We start from the raw sequence: 17431 nt of genomic DNA, 5'->3' as shown, positions 1-17431 counted from the left end.
GAAAGGGAAGAAATAGTGGTTGATGTAAATCGTTTTAAAAGTATGCAAATCACCCTAGCTTCTCCAAGTAAAGTCCGTTCATGGTCTTATGGAGAAGTCAAAAAACCTGAAACAATCAATTACCGTACCTTAAAACCAGAACGTGAAGGGCTCTTTGATGAAGTTATCTTTGGTCCTACAAAAGACTGGGAATGTGCTTGTGGTAAGTACAAACGCATTCGTTACAGAGGAATTGTTTGTGACCGTTGTGGGGTTGAAGTAACGCGTACAAAAGTTCGTCGTGAGCGTATGGGGCACATTGAGTTGAAAGCTCCTGTATCTCACATCTGGTACTTCAAGGGGATTCCAAGCCGTATGGGCTTGACCCTTGATATGAGCCCTCGTGCCCTCGAGGAAGTTATCTACTTTGCGGCTTATGTGGTGATTGATCCTAAGGATACACCACTTGAGCACAAGTCTATCATGACAGAGCGCGAATACCGTGAGCGTTTGCGTGAGTATGGTTATGGATCATTCGTTGCCAAGATGGGTGCCGAAGCCATCCAAGACCTTTTGAAACAAGTAGATCTTGAAAAAGAAATTGCTGAACTCAAAGAAGAGTTGAAAACAGCTACTGGACAAAAACGTGTCAAAGCTATCCGTCGTTTGGATGTTTTGGATGCCTTTTATAAGTCTGGTAACAAACCTGAATGGATGATTCTCAACATTCTTCCGGTTATTCCACCAGATCTTCGTCCAATGTTGCAGTTGGATGGTGGCCGTTTTGCCTCATCTGACTTGAATGACCTTTACCGCCGTGTTATCAACCGTAACAATCGTTTGGCTCGTTTGCTTGAGTTGAATGCACCAGGTATCATCGTTCAAAATGAGAAGCGTATGCTTCAAGAAGCGGTTGACGCTTTGATTGACAATGGTCGTCGTGGTCGTCCAATCACAGGACCAGGTAGCCGTCCACTGAAATCATTGAGCCACATGCTTAAAGGTAAACAAGGACGCTTCCGTCAAAACTTGCTCGGTAAACGTGTTGACTTCTCAGGACGTTCCGTTATCGCCGTTGGTCCAACGCTTAAGATGTACCAATGTGGTGTGCCACGTGAAATGGCGATCGAGCTCTTTAAGCCATTCGTGATGCGTGAAATCGTTGCACGTGATATCGTGCAAAACGTTAAAGCTGCTAAACGCTTGGTGGAACGTGGAGACGAACGCATCTGGGATATCCTTGAAGAAGTGATCAAAGAACACCCAGTGCTTTTGAACCGCGCACCGACCCTTCACCGTTTAGGTATCCAAGCCTTCGAGCCAGTCTTAATTGATGGTAAGGCCCTTCGCTTGCACCCGCTTGTCTGTGAAGCCTACAATGCCGACTTTGACGGGGACCAAATGGCCATCCACGTACCGCTTTCAGAAGAAGCCCAAGCAGAAGCTCGTATCTTGATGCTAGCTGCTGAGCACATCTTGAACCCGAAAGATGGTAAACCAGTTGTTACTCCATCTCAGGACATGGTTTTGGGTAACTACTACTTGACAATGGAAGAAGCTGGTCGTGAAGGTGAAGGAATGGTCTTCAAAGACCGTGACGAAGCGGTTATGGCTTACCGTAATGGTTATGTTCACCTCCACTCACGTGTTGGTATCGCAACAGACAGCCTCAACAAACCTTGGACAGAAGAACAAAAACACAAGGTCTTGCTTACAACAGTTGGTAAAATCCTTTTCAACGACATCATGCCAGAGGGTCTACCATACTTGCAAGAACCAAACAATGCCAACTTGACAGAAGGCGTTCCAGCTAAATACTTCTTGCCACTTGGTGGAGATATCAAGGAAGCAATCAGCAAACTTGAACTCAACCCCCCATTCAAGAAGAAAAACCTTGGAAATATCATCGCTGAAATCTTCAAACGTTTCCGTACGACAGAAACTTCTGCCCTACTTGACCGTATGAAGAACCTCGGTTACCACCACTCAACTCTTGCAGGATTGACAGTGGGTATCGCCGATATCCCAGTCGTTGATGACAAGGCTGAAATCATTGAAGAATCACACAAACGTGTAGAACAAATCACCAAACAATTCCGTCGTGGTATGATCACAGACGACGAGCGTTACAATGCTGTTACAGCCGAATGGCGTGCTGCCCGTGAAAAACTTGAGAAACGTTTGATTGCCAACCAAGATCCTAAGAACCCAATCGTTATGATGATGGACTCTGGAGCCCGTGGTAACATATCAAACTTCTCACAGCTTGCCGGCATGCGTGGTCTGATGGCTGCTCCGAACGGACGTATCATGGAATTGCCAATCCTTTCAAACTTCCGCGAAGGTTTGTCGGTATTGGAAATGTTCTTCTCAACTCACGGTGCGCGTAAAGGTATGACCGATACGGCCCTTAAGACAGCCGACTCAGGTTACTTGACTCGTCGTTTGGTTGACGTTGCCCAAGACGTTATCATCCGTGAGGACGACTGTGGAACTGACCGCGGTCTCTTGATTCGCTCTATCGCAGAAGGAAAAGAGATGATCGAGTCTCTTGAAGAACGTCTCAACGGTCGTTACACTAAGAAAACTGTTAAACATCCAGAAACTGGTGCAGTTATCATTGGTCCAAATGAGTTGATTACAGAAGACAAGGCGCGTGAAATTGTCAATGCTGGTGTGGAAGAAGTCACTATCCGTTCCGTATTTACATGTAACACTCGTCATGGTGTCTGCCGTCACTGTTATGGTATCAATTTGGCGACTGGTGATGCGGTTGAAGTTGGTGAAGCAGTCGGTACAATCGCTGCCCAATCTATCGGGGAACCTGGTACACAGCTTACAATGCGTACCTTCCACACGGGTGGGGTTGCCTCAAATACCGATATCACTCAGGGTCTTCCTCGTGTCCAAGAAATCTTTGAAGCCCGCAATCCTAAAGGGGAAGCGGTTATCACAGAGGTTAAAGGACAAGTTACCGCTATCGAAGAGGATGCATCAACTCGTACTAAGAAAGTCTTTGTTAAGGGTGAAACTGGCGAAGGGGAATATGTCGTTCCATTTACAGCTCGTATGCGTGTCGAAGTTGGAGACCAAGTAGCGCGTGGTGCTGCTCTTACAGAAGGTTCTATCCAACCAAAACGTCTCCTTGCAGTCCGTGATGTCTTGTCAGTTGAAACTTATCTTCTTGGTGAAGTACAAAAAGTTTACCGTAGCCAAGGGGTAGAAATCGGTGACAAACACATTGAGGTAATGGTTCGTCAAATGATCCGTAAAGTCCGTGTCATGGATCCAGGTGACACAGATCTTCTCATGGGTACCCTTATGGATATCAATGACTTTACAGATGCCAACAAAGATGTCCTTATCGCAGGTGGAGTTCCAGCGACTGGTCGACCAGTTCTTATGGGAATTACCAAAGCCTCACTTGAAACCAACAGTTTCTTGTCAGCGGCTTCCTTCCAGGAAACAACTCGTGTCCTTACTGACGCAGCTATCCGTGGTAAGAAAGACCATCTCCTTGGACTTAAAGAAAATGTTATCATCGGTAAGATCATCCCAGCAGGTACTGGTATGGCTCGCTACCGTAACCTTGAACCACATGCTGTCAACGAAGAAGAATACCTTAATCCTCCAGTAGAGGAAGAAGGAAATGAAGAAACAACAGAAGTAGTTGTGGATACTGCCGTTGAAACTGTGGAAGAAACAGTAGAATAAAAGAGAATGAGAGAGCCCTCGGGTTCTCTTTCTCTTTTCTGAAAACTTTCTCCATTTTTCCATGAAATGTGGTAAAATAATACTCAATGAAAATCAAAAAGCAAACTAGGAAACTAGCCGCAGGTTGCTCAAAGCACTGCTTTGAGGTTGTAGATAGAACTGACGAAGTCAGTCACATATATACGGCAAGGCGACGTTGACGTGGTTTGAAGAGATTTTCGAAGAGTATAAAAGAAAGAAGCTGACAAAGGAGACAAGTATGGAACAAACATTTTTTATCATTAAACCAGACGGTGTAAAAAGAGGATTAGTGGGTGAGGTGTTGAAACGCATCGAACAACGTGGATTGACAATCGAAAAATTGGAGTTGCGTACAAAGGTTTCAGAAGAGTTGATTGACCAGCACTATCAGGACTTGGTTGGCCAAAGTTTTTACCCACCGATTCGTGAATTCATGACTTCAGGACCAGTTCTTGTGGGCATCATTTCTGGTCCCAAAGTAATCGAAACTTGGCGGACTATGATGGGAGCAACTCGTCCAGAAGAAGCTTTACCAGGAACGATTCGAGGTGATTTTGCAAAAGCTGCTGGAGAAAATGAGGTTATCCAAAATGTTGTACATGGTTCAGATTCAGAAGAGTCAGCTAAGCGAGAAATTGCTCTTTGGTTTTAAGAGAAATAATAAAAGTTTGATGTAAGGGATACTTGCATCAAACTTTTTTGCATTTTAGAGTAGAAAACTGACAGTTGAGAAATATTTTAGCAATGGTAAGAATTTCTAGCCTATAATAAGAGCAAGTAGGGAGGAAGAATGATGGAAAAAATGAAAAAGCAAATTCGTGTTTTGTTATTGCTGACGTTTTTTGGTCTTAGTAGCTGTTCTTGTTTAAGTTTATCGACTTGGGCCTTGATGTTAAATCAAAACTGCTTCTATTATTTAGTTGGCATGTTGCTCCTTGCCAGTATTGGTGCAGGGCTAAACTACTATAGTGGACAGCGAAATCAATCTTATTCAGTTTTTAGAGCAGATAAGAAACAACTCTTGTATACTTTGTTACTCTTAGTAAACATTTTGGGTTTAGCTTTAATTGTCATAGAACATATCCTTGTAGGAAATACATCCGTAGAAGGATTTGTGGAAGCCTTTCTTCCGAGTTTCTTTTTCTTATTTGGTATTGATTTGTTAGTTTTTCTACCAATTCAGAAGTATGTAAATGGATTGAAAAAGATTTTGGGAAAGAAGGAAATGTGTTTTATTAGTGGACTAGCTATTCTAATCTTTCTCAGAAATCCTTGGATGCTATTATCCATGACCTTTTATATTACCTTGGGAATGCTATTTCTAGGACTATTGGTGCCAAAAGTCATTCGCTGGGAAGTTTCATTTTACAGTCATTTGATGAGAGATATCTTGTTAGTTGTCTTCTTGCTGTTTCTATTTTAAGAATAAAAAAAGAGATAGTTCTAGTTTTACAATTTATAATATGGAATTCACAGATAATATCTCGACAAAGGACAACTTTTTGGTATAATAGAAATATGTACACTAAAAACGAAGAAGAGTTACAGTCCTTAGGTGAACGTTTGGGCTATTTATTAGAAAAGAATGATGTTTTAATTCTAACTGGAGAACTTGGAGCAGGCAAAACGACCTTTACAAAAGGTCTAGCTAAAGGGTTACAGATTTCCCAGATGATTAAGAGTCCAACCTATACTATCGTAAGAGAGTATGAAGGTCGTCTTCCGCTTTACCACCTAGATGTTTATCGTATTGAGGGAGATGCGGATTCTATTGATTTGGATGAGTTTCTCTTTGGTGGTGGGGTAACTGTCATCGAGTGGGGACATCTTTTAGGTGATGCCTTGCCAGATACTTATTTAGAATTGGAAATTCTAAAAGAAGAAGACGGTCGCAGATTAAACTTCAAAGCCAAGGGTTTGCGTGCAGAAAAACTCTTAGAGGAGCTTCAACATGGAGTATGAATTGCTCATTAGAGAAGCAGAACCTAGTGATGCGGCTGAATTAGTGACATTTTTAAATCGTGTCAGTGTAGAAACAGATTTTACCAGTCTGGACAGGAATGGCATTTTGATGACAGATACTGAGATGGAGTTGTTTTTGGATAAACAGGCTCACTCGGAAAATCAAATCACTTTACTGGCCTTGCTGAATGATGAAATTGCTGGTCTTGTAAATATCACAGCTGATCAACGCAAGAGAGTTCGTCATATTGGAGATCTCTTTATTGTGATTGGTCAGAAGTATTGGAATAATGGACTGGGGAGTTTGTTACTTGAAGAAGTCATAGAATGGGCACAGGCTAGTGGCATTCTTCGTCGACTTCAACTTACTGTCCAAACTCGTAATCAGGCTGCAGTTTATCTATATCAAAAACATGGCTTTGTAATTGAAGGTAGACAAGAGCGCGGTGCGTACATAGAAGAAGGGGAATTTATCGATGTTTACCTGATGGGTAGGCTGATAGATTAATAGAAATATGGTTAAAAAAATTATTGGAATGGTGCTAGCTTTTCTAGCTGTGACGGTTTTGGGTGTGGGTGTTTTTGCTTATACTATTTATCAGCAAGGTACACAAACCTTATCAAAAACCTATAAAAAAATTGGAGAAGAAACCAATGTTATTGAGGCGACTGAACCATTAACGATTCTTTTGATGGGGGTTGATACTGGAAACGTGGAACGAACGGACCCTTGGGAGGGAAATAGTGATTCCATGATTCTCTTGACGGTGAATCCACATACTAAGAAAACCATGATGTTGAGTTTGGAACGTGACATCCTGACTAAAATTCAGCATAAAGATGGCCAGATTGAGGAAGCGAAGTTAAACGCTGCCTATGCTGGTGGTGGTGCAGAGTTAGCTATTTCAACCATTCAAAAGATGATGAATATCCATATCGATCGCTACATTATGGTTAATATGCAAGGATTGCAACAATTGGTAGATGCAGTGGGGGGGATTACGGTTAATAATACACTAGGTTTCCCAATTTCTATCAGTGACCAAGAAGAATTTAACACCATTTCTATTGGTGTTGGAGAACAGACAATAAATGGAGAAGAAGCGCTTGTTTATTCCCGCATGCGTTATCAAGACCCAGAAGGAGACTACGGACGTCAGAAGCGTCAGCGTGAAGTCATTCAAAAGGTTGTTGAAAAAGTTCTTAGTTTGAATAGCGTTAGTCACTATCAGTCTATCTTAAAAGCTTTAAGCACTAATATGCAGACTAATATTGATTTATCTGCGAAAAGTATTCCAAGCTTGTTAGGTTACCAGGACTCGTTTAAAACGATTGAAACTCAACAATTACGAGGAGAAGATGCCGAATTGCAAGGGACATCTTATCAAATTGTAACTGCTAACCATTTGTTAGAAATCCAGAATCTTTTGAGAACCTCACTTGATAAACCGAAGGTGACAGAGTTAGAGACAAATGCTGTCTTATATGAAGATATTTTCGGAAATCGAAATAATACCGGTTTGGGAACAGGTATGATTAATAATACAATAAATCAAGAAGATGTAGAATAATCTATTTTATAGTTAAAATCGTGGGAAATTTCCTGCGATTTTTTCAAAAAAATACGAATAGATAGGTAGGAGGAAACATGAAAGCAGAAATCATTGCTGTTGGAACAGAGATTTTGACAGGACAGATTGTCAATACCAATGCTCAGTTTTTGTCGGAAAAACTAGCAGAGATTGGGGTAGATGTATATTTTCAGACGGCTGTAGGAGACAATGAAGCTCGTCTCTTATCCCTGCTTGAGATTGCCAGTCAACGTAGCAGCCTGCTGATTTTGACAGGCGGTTTGGGGCCAACTGAGGACGATTTGACCAAACAAACCCTGGCTAAATTCTTAGGGAAAGCATTAGTCTTCGATCCTCAGGCACAGGAGAAGTTGGATGTCTTTTTTGCCCAGCGACCAGACTATGCCCGAACACCGAATAACGAAAGACAAGCTCAAATTGTAGAAGGAGCGACTCCGCTGCCCAACGAAACAGGACTGGCTGTGGGGGGAATATTGGAAGTCGATGGAGTGACCTATGTCGTCCTTCCCGGTCCACCAAGTGAATTAAAACCCATGGTTTTAAACCAACTTCTACCTAAGTTGATGACAGGGAGTAAGCTATATTCCCGAGTTCTTCGTTTCTTTGGGATTGGTGAAAGTCAGTTGGTTACGATTTTGTCTGATTTGATTGATAATCAAACAGATCCGACCTTGGCCCCTTATGCCAAGACAGGAGAAGTTACTCTGCGTCTGTCAACAAAAGCTAGCAGCCAAGAAGAGGCGAATCAAGCGCTGGATATCTTGGAAAATCAAATCTTGGACCGCCAGACTTTCGAAGGAATTTCTTTACGAGACCTTTGTTATGGTTATGGGGAAGAAACTAGTTTAGCTAGTATTGTGGTAGAAGAACTGAAAAAACAAGGGAAAACTATCACGGCTGCAGAGAGTTTGACGGCAGGGCTTTTCCAAGCTACTGTGGCAGATTTTTCAGGAGCTTCAAGTATATTTAAGGGTGGTTTCGTGACCTATAGCCTGGAGGAAAAATCAAAGATGTTGGATATTCCTGTCAAGGACTTGGAAGAACAGGGTGTGGTGTCTGAATTTACAGCTCAGAAGATGGCTGAGCAGGCACGAAGTAAGACCCAGTCTGATTTTGGCCTTAGTTTGACTGGAGTGGCAGGTCCAGATAGCCTAGAAGGGCACCCAGCTGGGACAGTCTTTATAGGCTTGGCTCAAGAGCAAGGAACTGAGGTCATCAAGGTTAATATTGGAGGCAGAAGTCGGGCAGATGTACGTCACATTGCGGTTATGCATGCCTTTAACCTAGTTCGCAAGGCTTTATTAAGTGACTAACTTTTGATATAATAGTAGATAGGTCTGAGGACCATTAGAATGTAGGAGAATAGAATGGCGAAAAAACCAAAAAAATTAGATGAAATTTCAAAAAAATTCGGGGCAGAACGTGAAAAAGCCTTGAATGACGCTCTTAAATTGATTGAGAAAGACTTTGGTAAGGGTTCAATCATGCGTTTGGGTGAACGGGCAGAGCAAAAGGTGCAAGTGATGAGCTCCGGTTCCTTGGCTCTTGATATTGCCCTTGGTTCAGGTGGTTATCCTAAGGGACGTATCATCGAAATCTACGGACCAGAGTCATCTGGTAAGACAACGGTTGCTCTTCATGCAGTTGCGCAAGCGCAAAAAGAAGGTGGAATTGCAGCCTTTATCGATGCGGAACATGCCCTCGATCCAGCTTATGCTGCGGCCCTTGGTGTCAACATTGACGAATTGCTCTTGTCTCAACCAGATTCAGGAGAGCAAGGTCTTGAGATTGCAGGAAAATTGATTGACTCAGGTGCTGTAGATCTTGTCGTGGTCGACTCAGTTGCTGCCCTTGTACCTCGTGCAGAAATTGATGGAGATATCGGAGATAGCCACGTTGGTTTGCAGGCTCGTATGATGAGCCAGGCTATGCGTAAACTTGGTGCTTCTATCAATAAAACCAAAACAATTGCCATCTTTATCAACCAATTGCGTGAAAAAGTTGGGGTCATGTTTGGAAATCCAGAAACAACTCCTGGTGGACGTGCTTTGAAATTCTACGCTTCAGTGCGTCTGGATGTTCGTGGAAGCACACAAATCAAGGGAACTGGTGACCAAAAAGATACCAATGTCGGTAAAGAAACCAAGATCAAGGTCGTGAAAAACAAGGTGGCTCCACCATTTAAGGAAGCCTTCGTTGAAATCATGTACGGAGAAGGGATTTCTAAGACTGGTGAGCTCTTGAAAATCGCAAGCGATTTGGATATCATCAAAAAAGCAGGAGCTTGGTACTCTTACAAGGATGAGAAAATTGGGCAAGGTTCTGAAAATGCTAAGAAATACTTGGCAGATAACCCAGAAGTCTTTGATGAGATTGACCATCAAGTCCGTGTTCAATTTGGTTTGATTGATGGAGAGGAAGCTTCTGTAGAAGGTGTTGAAACTAAAAAAGATGAAGCAACTCAAGCAGACTCTGTGAATGAAGAAGTTACACTTGACCTAGGCGATGAGCTTGAAATCGAAATTGAAGAATAAGCTGTGAAAGTAGTGGAGAAATCCACTGCTTTTTCGGTTCTTTGTTCAAGATTTCAGATTGCCTATAGTTTGCTGTTTCTTGTCGCTCCTCTAGAAAGCTGATATAATAGCCTTATGAATAAAAAACGAACAGTGGACCTGATACATGGTCCAATTCTTCCCTCGCTCTTAAGCTTCGCCTTCCCAATCTTGCTATCAAATATTTTTCAACAGCTCTATAATACTGCTGATGTCTTGATTGTTGGGCGATTTCTTGGTCAAGAATCCTTGGCTGCAGTAGGAGCGACGACAGCGATTTTTGACCTGATTGTAGGTTTTACTCTTGGTGTTGGCAATGGCATGGGAATTGTCATTGCCCGCTATTATGGAGCTCGGAATTTCACTAAAATCAAGGAGGCAGTAGCAGCCACCTGGATTTTAGGTGCTCTTTTGAGTATTGTAGTTATGCTGCTGGGATTTGTCGGTCTGTATCCTCTTTTACAGTACCTAGATACCCCTGCTGAAATCCTCTCTCAGTCCTATCAATATATTTCTATGATTGTAACCTGTGTCGGTGTTAGCTTCGCTTATAATCTCTTTGCAGGTTTGTTGCGATCTATTGGGGACAGTCTGGCTGCGCTTGGTTTTCTGATTTTCTCTGCTCTGGTTAATGTGGTTCTGGATCTCTATTTTATTACACAATTGCATCTTGGAGTTCAATCCGCGGGACTTGCTACCATCATTTCGCAAGGCTTATCAGCGGTTCTCTGCTTTTATTATATCCGTAAGAGTGTTCCAGAACTTCTACCTCAGCTGAAACATTTCAAATGGGACAAGGTCTTATACGCTGACCTCTTGGAGCAAGGTTTGGCTATGGGTTTGATGAGTTCAATTGTGTCCATCGGCAGTGTGATTTTACAGTCTTCTGTTAATACCTTTGGTGCCGTAATTATTAGTGCCCAGACGGCAGCTCGACGCATTATGGCCTTTGCCCTTCTTCCTATGACCGCTATTTCTGCCTCGATGACGACCTTTGCTTCTCAGAATCTAGGAGCTAAGCGTCCAGACCGCATTGTTCAAGGACTTCGAATCGGCAGTCGTTTAAGTATATCCTGGGCAGTTTTTGTTTGTGTCTTCCTCTTTTTTGCCAGTCCAGCCTTGGTTTCCTTCTTGGCTAGTTCGACGGATGATTGCTTGGTAGAAAATGGTAGTCTGTACTTGCAAATCAGTTCAGCTTTTTATCCTATTTTGAGTCTCTTATTGATTTATCGCAATTGCTTGCAGGGCTTGGGGCAAAAAATTCTTCCTCTGGTATCTAGCTTTATCGAACTAATCGGGAAAATCGCTTTTGTGGTCTTGATTATCCCTTGGGCAGGCTATAAGGGAGTTATCCTTTGTGAACCCCTAATCTGGGTTGCCATGACCATTCAACTGTATTTCTCACTGTTTCGTCACCCCTTGATAAAAGAAGGCAAGGCTGTCTTGGCAACAAAAGTGTTATCCTAGCTCGATTTGCTGGATAAAATCCATTTCCTCTAGTGAAAATCAAAAAAACTTGTGTTATAATAAGAAAGATTAAAATGTGAAAAAAGGAGATTCCTAATGGGACGTAAATGGGCCAATATCGTAGCCAAGAAAACGGCTAAAGATGGAGCTAACTCTAAAGTATATGCAAAATTTGGTGTAGAAATCTATGTAGCAGCTAAAAAAGGTGATCCAGATCCAGAATCAAACTCAGCTTTGAAATTTGTTATCGACCGTGCCAAACAAGCTCAAGTGCCAAAACACGTTATCGATAAAGCTTTGGACAAGGCTAAAGGAAACACAGACGAAACCTTTACAGAAGGACGTTACGAAGGTTTTGGACCAAATGGTTCTATGCTGATCGTGGATACTTTGACTTCAAACGTTAACCGTACAGCGGCTAATGTCCGTGCGGCTTTTGGTAAAAACGGAGGAAACATGGGCGCTTCAGGTTCTGTTTCTTACCTCTTTGATAACAAAGGTGTTATTGTATTTGCGGGTGAAGATGCTGATGCAGTCTTTGAGCAATTGCTCGAAGCAGATGTGGATGTGGATGATGTAGAAGCAGAAGAAGGAACAGTCACAGTTTACACAGCTCCAACTGATCTTCATAAGGCTATCGTTGCCCTTCGTGAGTCAGGTATCGAAGAATTCCAAGTTACTGAATTGGAAATGATTCCTCAGTCAGAAGTGGAATTGTCAGGCGATGACCTTGAAACCTTTGAAAAACTTTACAGCGTCCTTGAAGACGACGAAGACGTACAAAAAATCTACACAAACGTAGACGGGTTCTAATTTAACCTAGAGAACATGATCCTAAGTGATAAGCTCACTTGGGATTTTTTTAATCAAGAAAATAGTTCTCACGGAAATTTATTTAGTTCCTAGGAGAACTAAATGCAATGATTAGAAAGGAGTAAGTATGGATAAACCGATGTTGGTTTTAAAACGTTTTGGACACCAGGTACATCTGATGGTACAAAAGGAAGCCAAACGTTGTGGTATTGAATTTATGGGTGTACCTCAAGGACAAGTTCTGCGTTTTTTAGGTTGGCGTGAGCATGAACAAGAATTAACGCTCATCAAGGATATTGAACAAGAACTCAATATTAGCAAGTCTGTTGCTAGTAACTTGGTCAAGCGTATGGTGCAAAATAGTTTGGTGGAGCTGGAGGCGAGTCCTGTCGATAAGCGGGCTAAGTTTGTTCGTTTGACGGACAAATCGCGTTCTCAAATGCAGCAGGTTAAGGCCTTCTTTGAACGAATTGATCAGAGTCTGCTAAATGGTGTTTCAAAGTCAGACTTGGCAATCTTTGAAAAGGTTCTCGGTCAGTTGCAAGAAAATGTTCAGAAGATAGGAGGAGAGAATGAAGAAATTAGCCAAATGAATTAGTGGAAAAGAATGGGGTATGATTTTACTAGCCATTCTCTTTACCTGCTTTTCGGTTTATCTAGAGTTGGAAGAAGAGGAACTTCCATTTTAAAAAAGAAGTAAGGGCTGGGAAATGACCTAGCTCTAAAAAATCAGCATTCAGTTTTGTAAGATGCAAGATCTGTTTGACTGAATTCTATTTCTCTCAAGCTTTTAAAAGTTTAATTATGATTGCCGAGGTGGGACCAAGAATCAAAAATCAATGAATTTTTAGATTCTGTCGCGCCTTTTTTATGATAATCATTTTGGAAAGATTTTGCTTTTTGGCGGTTTTGTAATATAATAATCCTATATGTTTCATAAAGGCGCTTACGGCATAGGGGGTGAAAAATGGTAGCAGCTAACGTCAAAAAACGGGGTCAGCATTATCAGAAGAAGGCTCTCTGGCCACTTTCCATTCTGCTTATTTTTGCTTTGTTTTTTGTTTATTTCAAGGGCGTTCTGCCAGATGAGAAGCAGGTCAAGATTGGGGCAACCTACATGACCATGAATAATGATTTTTATAAGATCTTAAATGCGGAGCTGGAGAAGAAAACCAACCAGCAGGGCAGCCGGCTTTACGTGCGGGATCCTGAGCTGGGTGAGGGCAAGCAGAGCCAGCAGATTGACTTTTTTGTCCGAGAAAAGGTTGATGTCATTGTTATCAATCCGGTAAAAAGTAATAGTCCAAGTATCATTTCCTCTCTTCAAAAGGCCAAGAAAGCTGGGATTAAAATCATCGTAGTGGATGCGCCTATCAGTCAGGATGTAAAAGTGGATACGACTATTGTGTCGGATAACTACCAAGCAGGCGTCCTGATTGCCCAGGACATGATGAAGCGCTTGCCTTCTGCTAATATTCTCCTTCTAGAGCACCGCAATGCCGTCTCTGCTATGGACCGGATTCAGGGATTTATTGATACGATTGAAAAACAGCCTAGCTACAAGATTATTTCCCAGAAAGAAACACTAGGCCAGACAGAGGAAAGCATGCCGCAAGTAAAAAGTGCCTTAGACGAAGGATTGGACTTTAATGTAGTCATGGCGCTCAATGATCGGGCAGCTATCGGGGCCTTGGCTGCTATTAAAAATCAAGGTCTTGATAAGAAAATCTCCATCTACGGCGTGGATGGATCGCCTGATATCAAAAACTTTTTGGCTACGACTAGCGATATAGAGGGAACCGTGGCCCAATCGCCCATTCAGATGGGACGCAAGGTGGCACAGGTAATTGAGCTGATGCAGGAGGGGAAATCCTACGACAGCCAATACCTGATTCCTGTTCATCTGGTTAATAGAGATAATATCAGTCAATACACAGTTACAGGGTGGCAATAATGAGACCTCAAAAAAGTATCTTTTATAGCAAAATCGCCTTAATGGTCATCAATCTGTTTGCCATTGTCTATAATGCATCCATCTATCTCTTTGCGACCAACTATGTAGCGGCTAAGGGCTTCAGTCACTCGCTTTTGGAGCGTTTGGATGCCATTCCGGGCTCTCCTAGCCTAATCTTCTGGGTATCCATTAGCCTGTATGCCTGTCTGCTTTTAGTCATGTACTATCGGGAGCGCCACCCCAATCAGCTGTCCGTCTATGACAAGACGACCATTATTGAAATCCTGCTCATGCTGGTCATCTTTTCCGTCTTGCACTCGTCCTACAATGGCTTGATTCTCTTGGTGTTTGCGGATATTTTCTATGGCTCTAAGGAGTTCAATGCTTCCAAGGACAAGAAGTACTGGTTTTCTTTCATTATTTTGAGCTTTGGCATGCTGCTCTTGTCCAACTATAACCTCATGTCGCTCTTTATCAAGCTGCCGTCTTTGGATACCTATATTCGTTTTTATCCTGAGTCTGTACGCTTTTTGCTCTTATTTGGCAAGAACTTTCTCTACTCGCTTAATATTGTCGTCTTTATGATTTCCTTGCTATTCTATATCTTGTCGGCTATTACGGAGCGCCATCGTATTGAGGAAGAGCTTCGCATGGCTTTTCAAGCCAATCGCGAGCTGAACTCTTACCTGGCTTTGTCTGAGAAAATAGCAGAAGATCGAGAGCGGAAGCGGATTGCCAGAGAGATTCACGATACATTAGGTCATGCCCTGACGGGTATTTCAGCTGGTATTGATGCGGTCAAGGTCTTGGTTGATATTGACACCAACCGAGCTAAGGAGCAGCTTAATAATGTCTCTGTCGTTGTTCGAGATGGTATCCGTGATGTCCGCGGCTCGCTCAATAAGATGCGCCCGGGAGCTCTGGAAAATAACACTTTGAAGGAAGCTCTGATTAAGATTATCCGTGAGTATGAAGCCATCTCCAACTTGGAGATTCATCTCCTCTACAAATGGGATAATATTGACTTGGATATTGCCAAGGAAGACATTGTCTTCCGGGTGATCCAGGAGTCGATTACCAACTCTGTCCGCCATGGTCATGCCAAGACTATCTGGATTGAGCTACTAGAGGAAGAAGAAGCTTATGTAATGACCATTCAGGATGATGGTGTTGGCTTTGATGAACTCTACTATGGCTATGGCCTCAAGCAGATGCAGGAGCGCCTAATGATTATTGGCGGAAGCGTCCGCTTTGAAAATCGGGACGGTTTCTACACGCATATCAAAATTCCAAAAATAGGAGGAAGACATGATTAAGGTTTTAATAGCAGACGATCAGGCCTTGATTCGCGAGTCTCTGCAAATCATTCTGTCTGCCCACGCAGATATTGAGGTAGTCGGGACGGTCGGAGACGGCAAGGAAGTGCTGGAAAAGCTTCATCGGGTGCGCCCAGATGTGATTTTGATGGATATTCGCATGCCAGTCATGGATGGTGTTCTCTGTACCAAGGCTGTCAAGGAGCAGTATCCAGATGTCAAGATTATCATCCTGACGACCTTTGACGATGATGAATTTATCTTCTCAGCTCTCAAATACGGTGCATCTGGTTATATTCTTAAAGGGGTTTCGACAGAAGAACTTCATGAAGCTATTCAGACAGTCTATCGAGGCGGAGCTATGATCAATCCCAATATTGCCACCAAGGTCTTCAAAATCTTTTCACAGATGGCCCAGTCCAACTTTGCCATCACAGTGACAGAGGAAAATGTGGAGGACATGAACCGGACGGAGTGGAAGATTATCCAGCAGATTAGCTTTGGGATTTCTAATAAGGAAATTGCAGCCAAACTCTTTCTATCAGAAGGGACAGTCCGTAATTATCTATCGGGTATCCTAGCCAAGCTCAACCTGCGTGACCGGACCCAACTGGCTATCTGGGCCGTACAGACTGGAGTCACCCAGAGAGATTTTAGTAAGGAAGGCGACAAATGAAGTGGAGATTGAGAAATTTGTCCCTGCTGGTTGTCCTGATTATATCTGTTGCTCTGGCTTTTGTATTTTGGGCTTCAGCTCAGGACAAAGTCCTGCGTATCGGGGTCTATGCTGGTTCTAGCTGGGATGTGCCTAACAGTCGCGAAAACAAGGTCTTGGACAGCCTGATTAAAAGATTTGAAAAGACGCATCCTCCTGTCAAGGTCGTTTACGAAAGCGGTATTCCCAAGGATGATTATGCTGACTGGCTGGCAGAGCAAGTCTTGAAAGGCGAGCAACCAGATCTCTTTATGGTGCCAGAAAACGACTTTAGCATGTTGGCTTCGACTGGCGCGCTTAAATCCTTGGATCCCCTCCTAACGGATGATAAGCGAAAGGCTTTTTATCCAGTGGCTTATGAAGCTGGGCAATATCAGGGAGTCAGCTATGCCCTTCCAGTTGAGAGCAATCCTATCATGATGTGTGTCAATAAAGACCTGCTTGAAAAAGAAGGAATTAGCATTCCTGAGTCAGGATGGACCCTGGCGGATTTCTATGAGATTTGCAAGAAAGTAACCAAGGATACCAATGGCGATGGTGTGGTGGATCAGTACGGTATAACGGATTACACTTGGCAGCAGGCTCTGGTAGCTTACGGCGGCCATCTTACCGATAAATCCGGTATCACTGTGGACAGCGCAGAGATGCACCAAGCCTTGGCCTTTATGAGCAAGCTAGATATGCTCAGCCAGCACTATAAGGTGACTTCTAATGACTTTGATGAGGGACGGGTGGCTTTCTATCCTATGAGTCTGGCCCAGTATCGGACCTACAAGCCTTACCCTTACCATGTTGCCAAGTATTCTAGCTTTTCTTGGACCTGTATCCCCATGCCAACAGCTAATAGCCAGGTGATGGGGACACAGGTCAAGACCTCGCTCTTTGCCATGTCTTCCAATACCAAGCAAGAGAAGCTGGCTTGGGAATTTATGCTCTTGCTGTCACAGGATAAAGAAAGCCAGCAGGCCTTGTTTGAAAAATCGCAGGGGACCTCAGTCTTACCATCTGTGGTGAAAAGTCAACAGGCTAGAGAAATCTTACAGGCAGATGATTTTGGCTTGGATTCCTTGACTTCTGAGAGGCTAGACCACATGATGAATCGCTCCATCATTGACATCAGTCTAGAAGTAGACCGTCATACCATGGACCGGATGGACTATCTGATTCAAAATGCTATGCAGAATCAAGAGATTGACAGTGCCTTGCCGAGCATTCAAAGAGAAATAGAAAGCGGAAAATAATCTGCTTTCTTTTTGTTTGCTCTGAAAGGAGCAGGAAAGGTACAGCTGACTAGACAAATATGACAAATGTCATATGTTTCCTGACAAATGTCATCTGGGCAAAGT

The 17431-nt window shown here is 42.8% G+C and carries 15 protein-coding genes and 1 pseudogene; all 16 read left to right on the top strand.

All coding sequences use genetic code 11. From position 1 onward, the window contains the following. Window positions 1-15 precede the first annotated feature (15 nt). The 16 genes and pseudogenes from rpoC to ADJ60_RS00300 all read left to right on the top strand — a co-directional run bounded on the left by rpoC (window position 16) and on the right by ADJ60_RS00300 (window position 17326). Entirely contained in the window at window positions 16-3693 is a 3678-nt protein-coding gene (rpoC, locus tag ADJ60_RS00375) for a DNA-directed RNA polymerase subunit beta' (protein WP_000228741.1), read from the top strand. 259 nt (window positions 3694-3952) lie between these two features. Continuing rightward, window positions 3953-4366 (top strand): nucleoside-diphosphate kinase, encoded by a 414-nt coding sequence (gene ndk / locus ADJ60_RS00365; protein WP_033680775.1) that lies wholly within the window; start codon window positions 3953-3955, stop codon window positions 4364-4366. Between the two features lie 141 nt (window positions 4367-4507). Continuing rightward, complete coding sequence (locus tag ADJ60_RS00360; RefSeq protein ID WP_049542585.1) at window positions 4508-5137, top strand: hypothetical protein; 630 nt, start codon at window positions 4508-4510, stop codon at window positions 5135-5137. Between the two features lie 95 nt (window positions 5138-5232). Next, on the top strand, window positions 5233-5676 hold the full coding sequence (gene tsaE, locus ADJ60_RS00355) for a tRNA (adenosine(37)-N6)-threonylcarbamoyltransferase complex ATPase subunit type 1 TsaE (RefSeq protein WP_045612327.1): 444 nt from the start codon (window positions 5233-5235) through the stop codon (window positions 5674-5676). Continuing rightward, the gene (locus ADJ60_RS00350; protein WP_045612326.1) at window positions 5666-6184 is read left to right on the top strand and encodes a GNAT family N-acetyltransferase; all 519 of its coding nucleotides are present in this window, start codon (window positions 5666-5668) and stop codon (window positions 6182-6184) included. Before tsaE ends, ADJ60_RS00350 begins: the two co-directional genes overlap by 11 nt. Window positions 6185-6191: 7 nt before the next feature. Then, window positions 6192-7247, top strand: a complete 1056-nt coding sequence (gene brpA, locus ADJ60_RS00345; RefSeq protein WP_049542582.1) for a biofilm formation/cell division transcriptional regulator BrpA — start codon at window positions 6192-6194, stop codon at window positions 7245-7247. Between the two features lie 77 nt (window positions 7248-7324). Next, window positions 7325-8581 carry a competence/damage-inducible protein A gene (locus tag ADJ60_RS00340; RefSeq protein ID WP_049542580.1) on the top strand — a complete coding sequence of 419 codons (1257 nt, stop codon included), beginning with the start codon at window positions 7325-7327 and terminating at the stop codon, window positions 8579-8581. Between the two features lie 54 nt (window positions 8582-8635). Then, a complete protein-coding gene (recA, locus tag ADJ60_RS00335) occupies window positions 8636-9802 on the top strand; it encodes a recombinase RecA (RefSeq protein WP_045612321.1) in 1167 nt (388 codons plus the stop codon). Window positions 9803-9916: 114 nt separating this feature from the next. After that, on the top strand, window positions 9917-11287 hold the full coding sequence (locus tag ADJ60_RS00330) for an MATE family efflux transporter (protein WP_049542578.1): 1371 nt from the start codon (window positions 9917-9919) through the stop codon (window positions 11285-11287). A 96-nt stretch (window positions 11288-11383) separates the two neighbouring features. Beyond that, entirely contained in the window at window positions 11384-12100 is a 717-nt protein-coding gene (locus ADJ60_RS00325) for a YebC/PmpR family DNA-binding transcriptional regulator (protein WP_000532884.1), read from the top strand. A 127-nt stretch (window positions 12101-12227) separates the two neighbouring features. Further along, the gene (locus tag ADJ60_RS00320; protein ID WP_004256742.1) at window positions 12228-12698 is read left to right on the top strand and encodes a MarR family winged helix-turn-helix transcriptional regulator; all 471 of its coding nucleotides are present in this window, start codon (window positions 12228-12230) and stop codon (window positions 12696-12698) included. Then, window positions 12694-12768 (top strand): annotated as a pseudogene (locus ADJ60_RS11925) (ABC transporter ATP-binding protein); the annotation flags it as partial. The gene ADJ60_RS00320 and the pseudogene ADJ60_RS11925, both read left to right, overlap by 5 nt. A 299-nt stretch (window positions 12769-13067) precedes the next feature. Next, window positions 13068-14054 (top strand): substrate-binding domain-containing protein, encoded by a 987-nt coding sequence (locus tag ADJ60_RS00315; RefSeq protein ID WP_004256744.1) that lies wholly within the window; start codon window positions 13068-13070, stop codon window positions 14052-14054. Further along, on the top strand, window positions 14054-15370 hold the full coding sequence (locus tag ADJ60_RS00310; RefSeq protein WP_049542576.1) for a sensor histidine kinase: 1317 nt from the start codon (window positions 14054-14056) through the stop codon (window positions 15368-15370). Before ADJ60_RS00315 ends, ADJ60_RS00310 begins: the two co-directional genes overlap by 1 nt. Continuing rightward, a complete protein-coding gene (locus tag ADJ60_RS00305) occupies window positions 15363-16046 on the top strand; it encodes a response regulator transcription factor (RefSeq protein ID WP_004256751.1) in 684 nt (227 codons plus the stop codon). Before ADJ60_RS00310 ends, ADJ60_RS00305 begins: the two co-directional genes overlap by 8 nt. Continuing rightward, window positions 16043-17326 (top strand): ABC transporter substrate-binding protein, encoded by a 1284-nt coding sequence (locus tag ADJ60_RS00300; RefSeq protein ID WP_049501831.1) that lies wholly within the window; start codon window positions 16043-16045, stop codon window positions 17324-17326. Before ADJ60_RS00305 ends, ADJ60_RS00300 begins: the two co-directional genes overlap by 4 nt. Window positions 17327-17431 lie beyond the last annotated feature (105 nt).

It is taken from the genome of Streptococcus pseudopneumoniae (genome assembly GCF_001076775.1).
GTDB classification, from domain to species: Bacteria; Bacillota; Bacilli; order Lactobacillales; family Streptococcaceae; genus Streptococcus; species Streptococcus pseudopneumoniae_G.
This window is presented reverse-complemented; position numbering and strand designations above follow the sequence as displayed.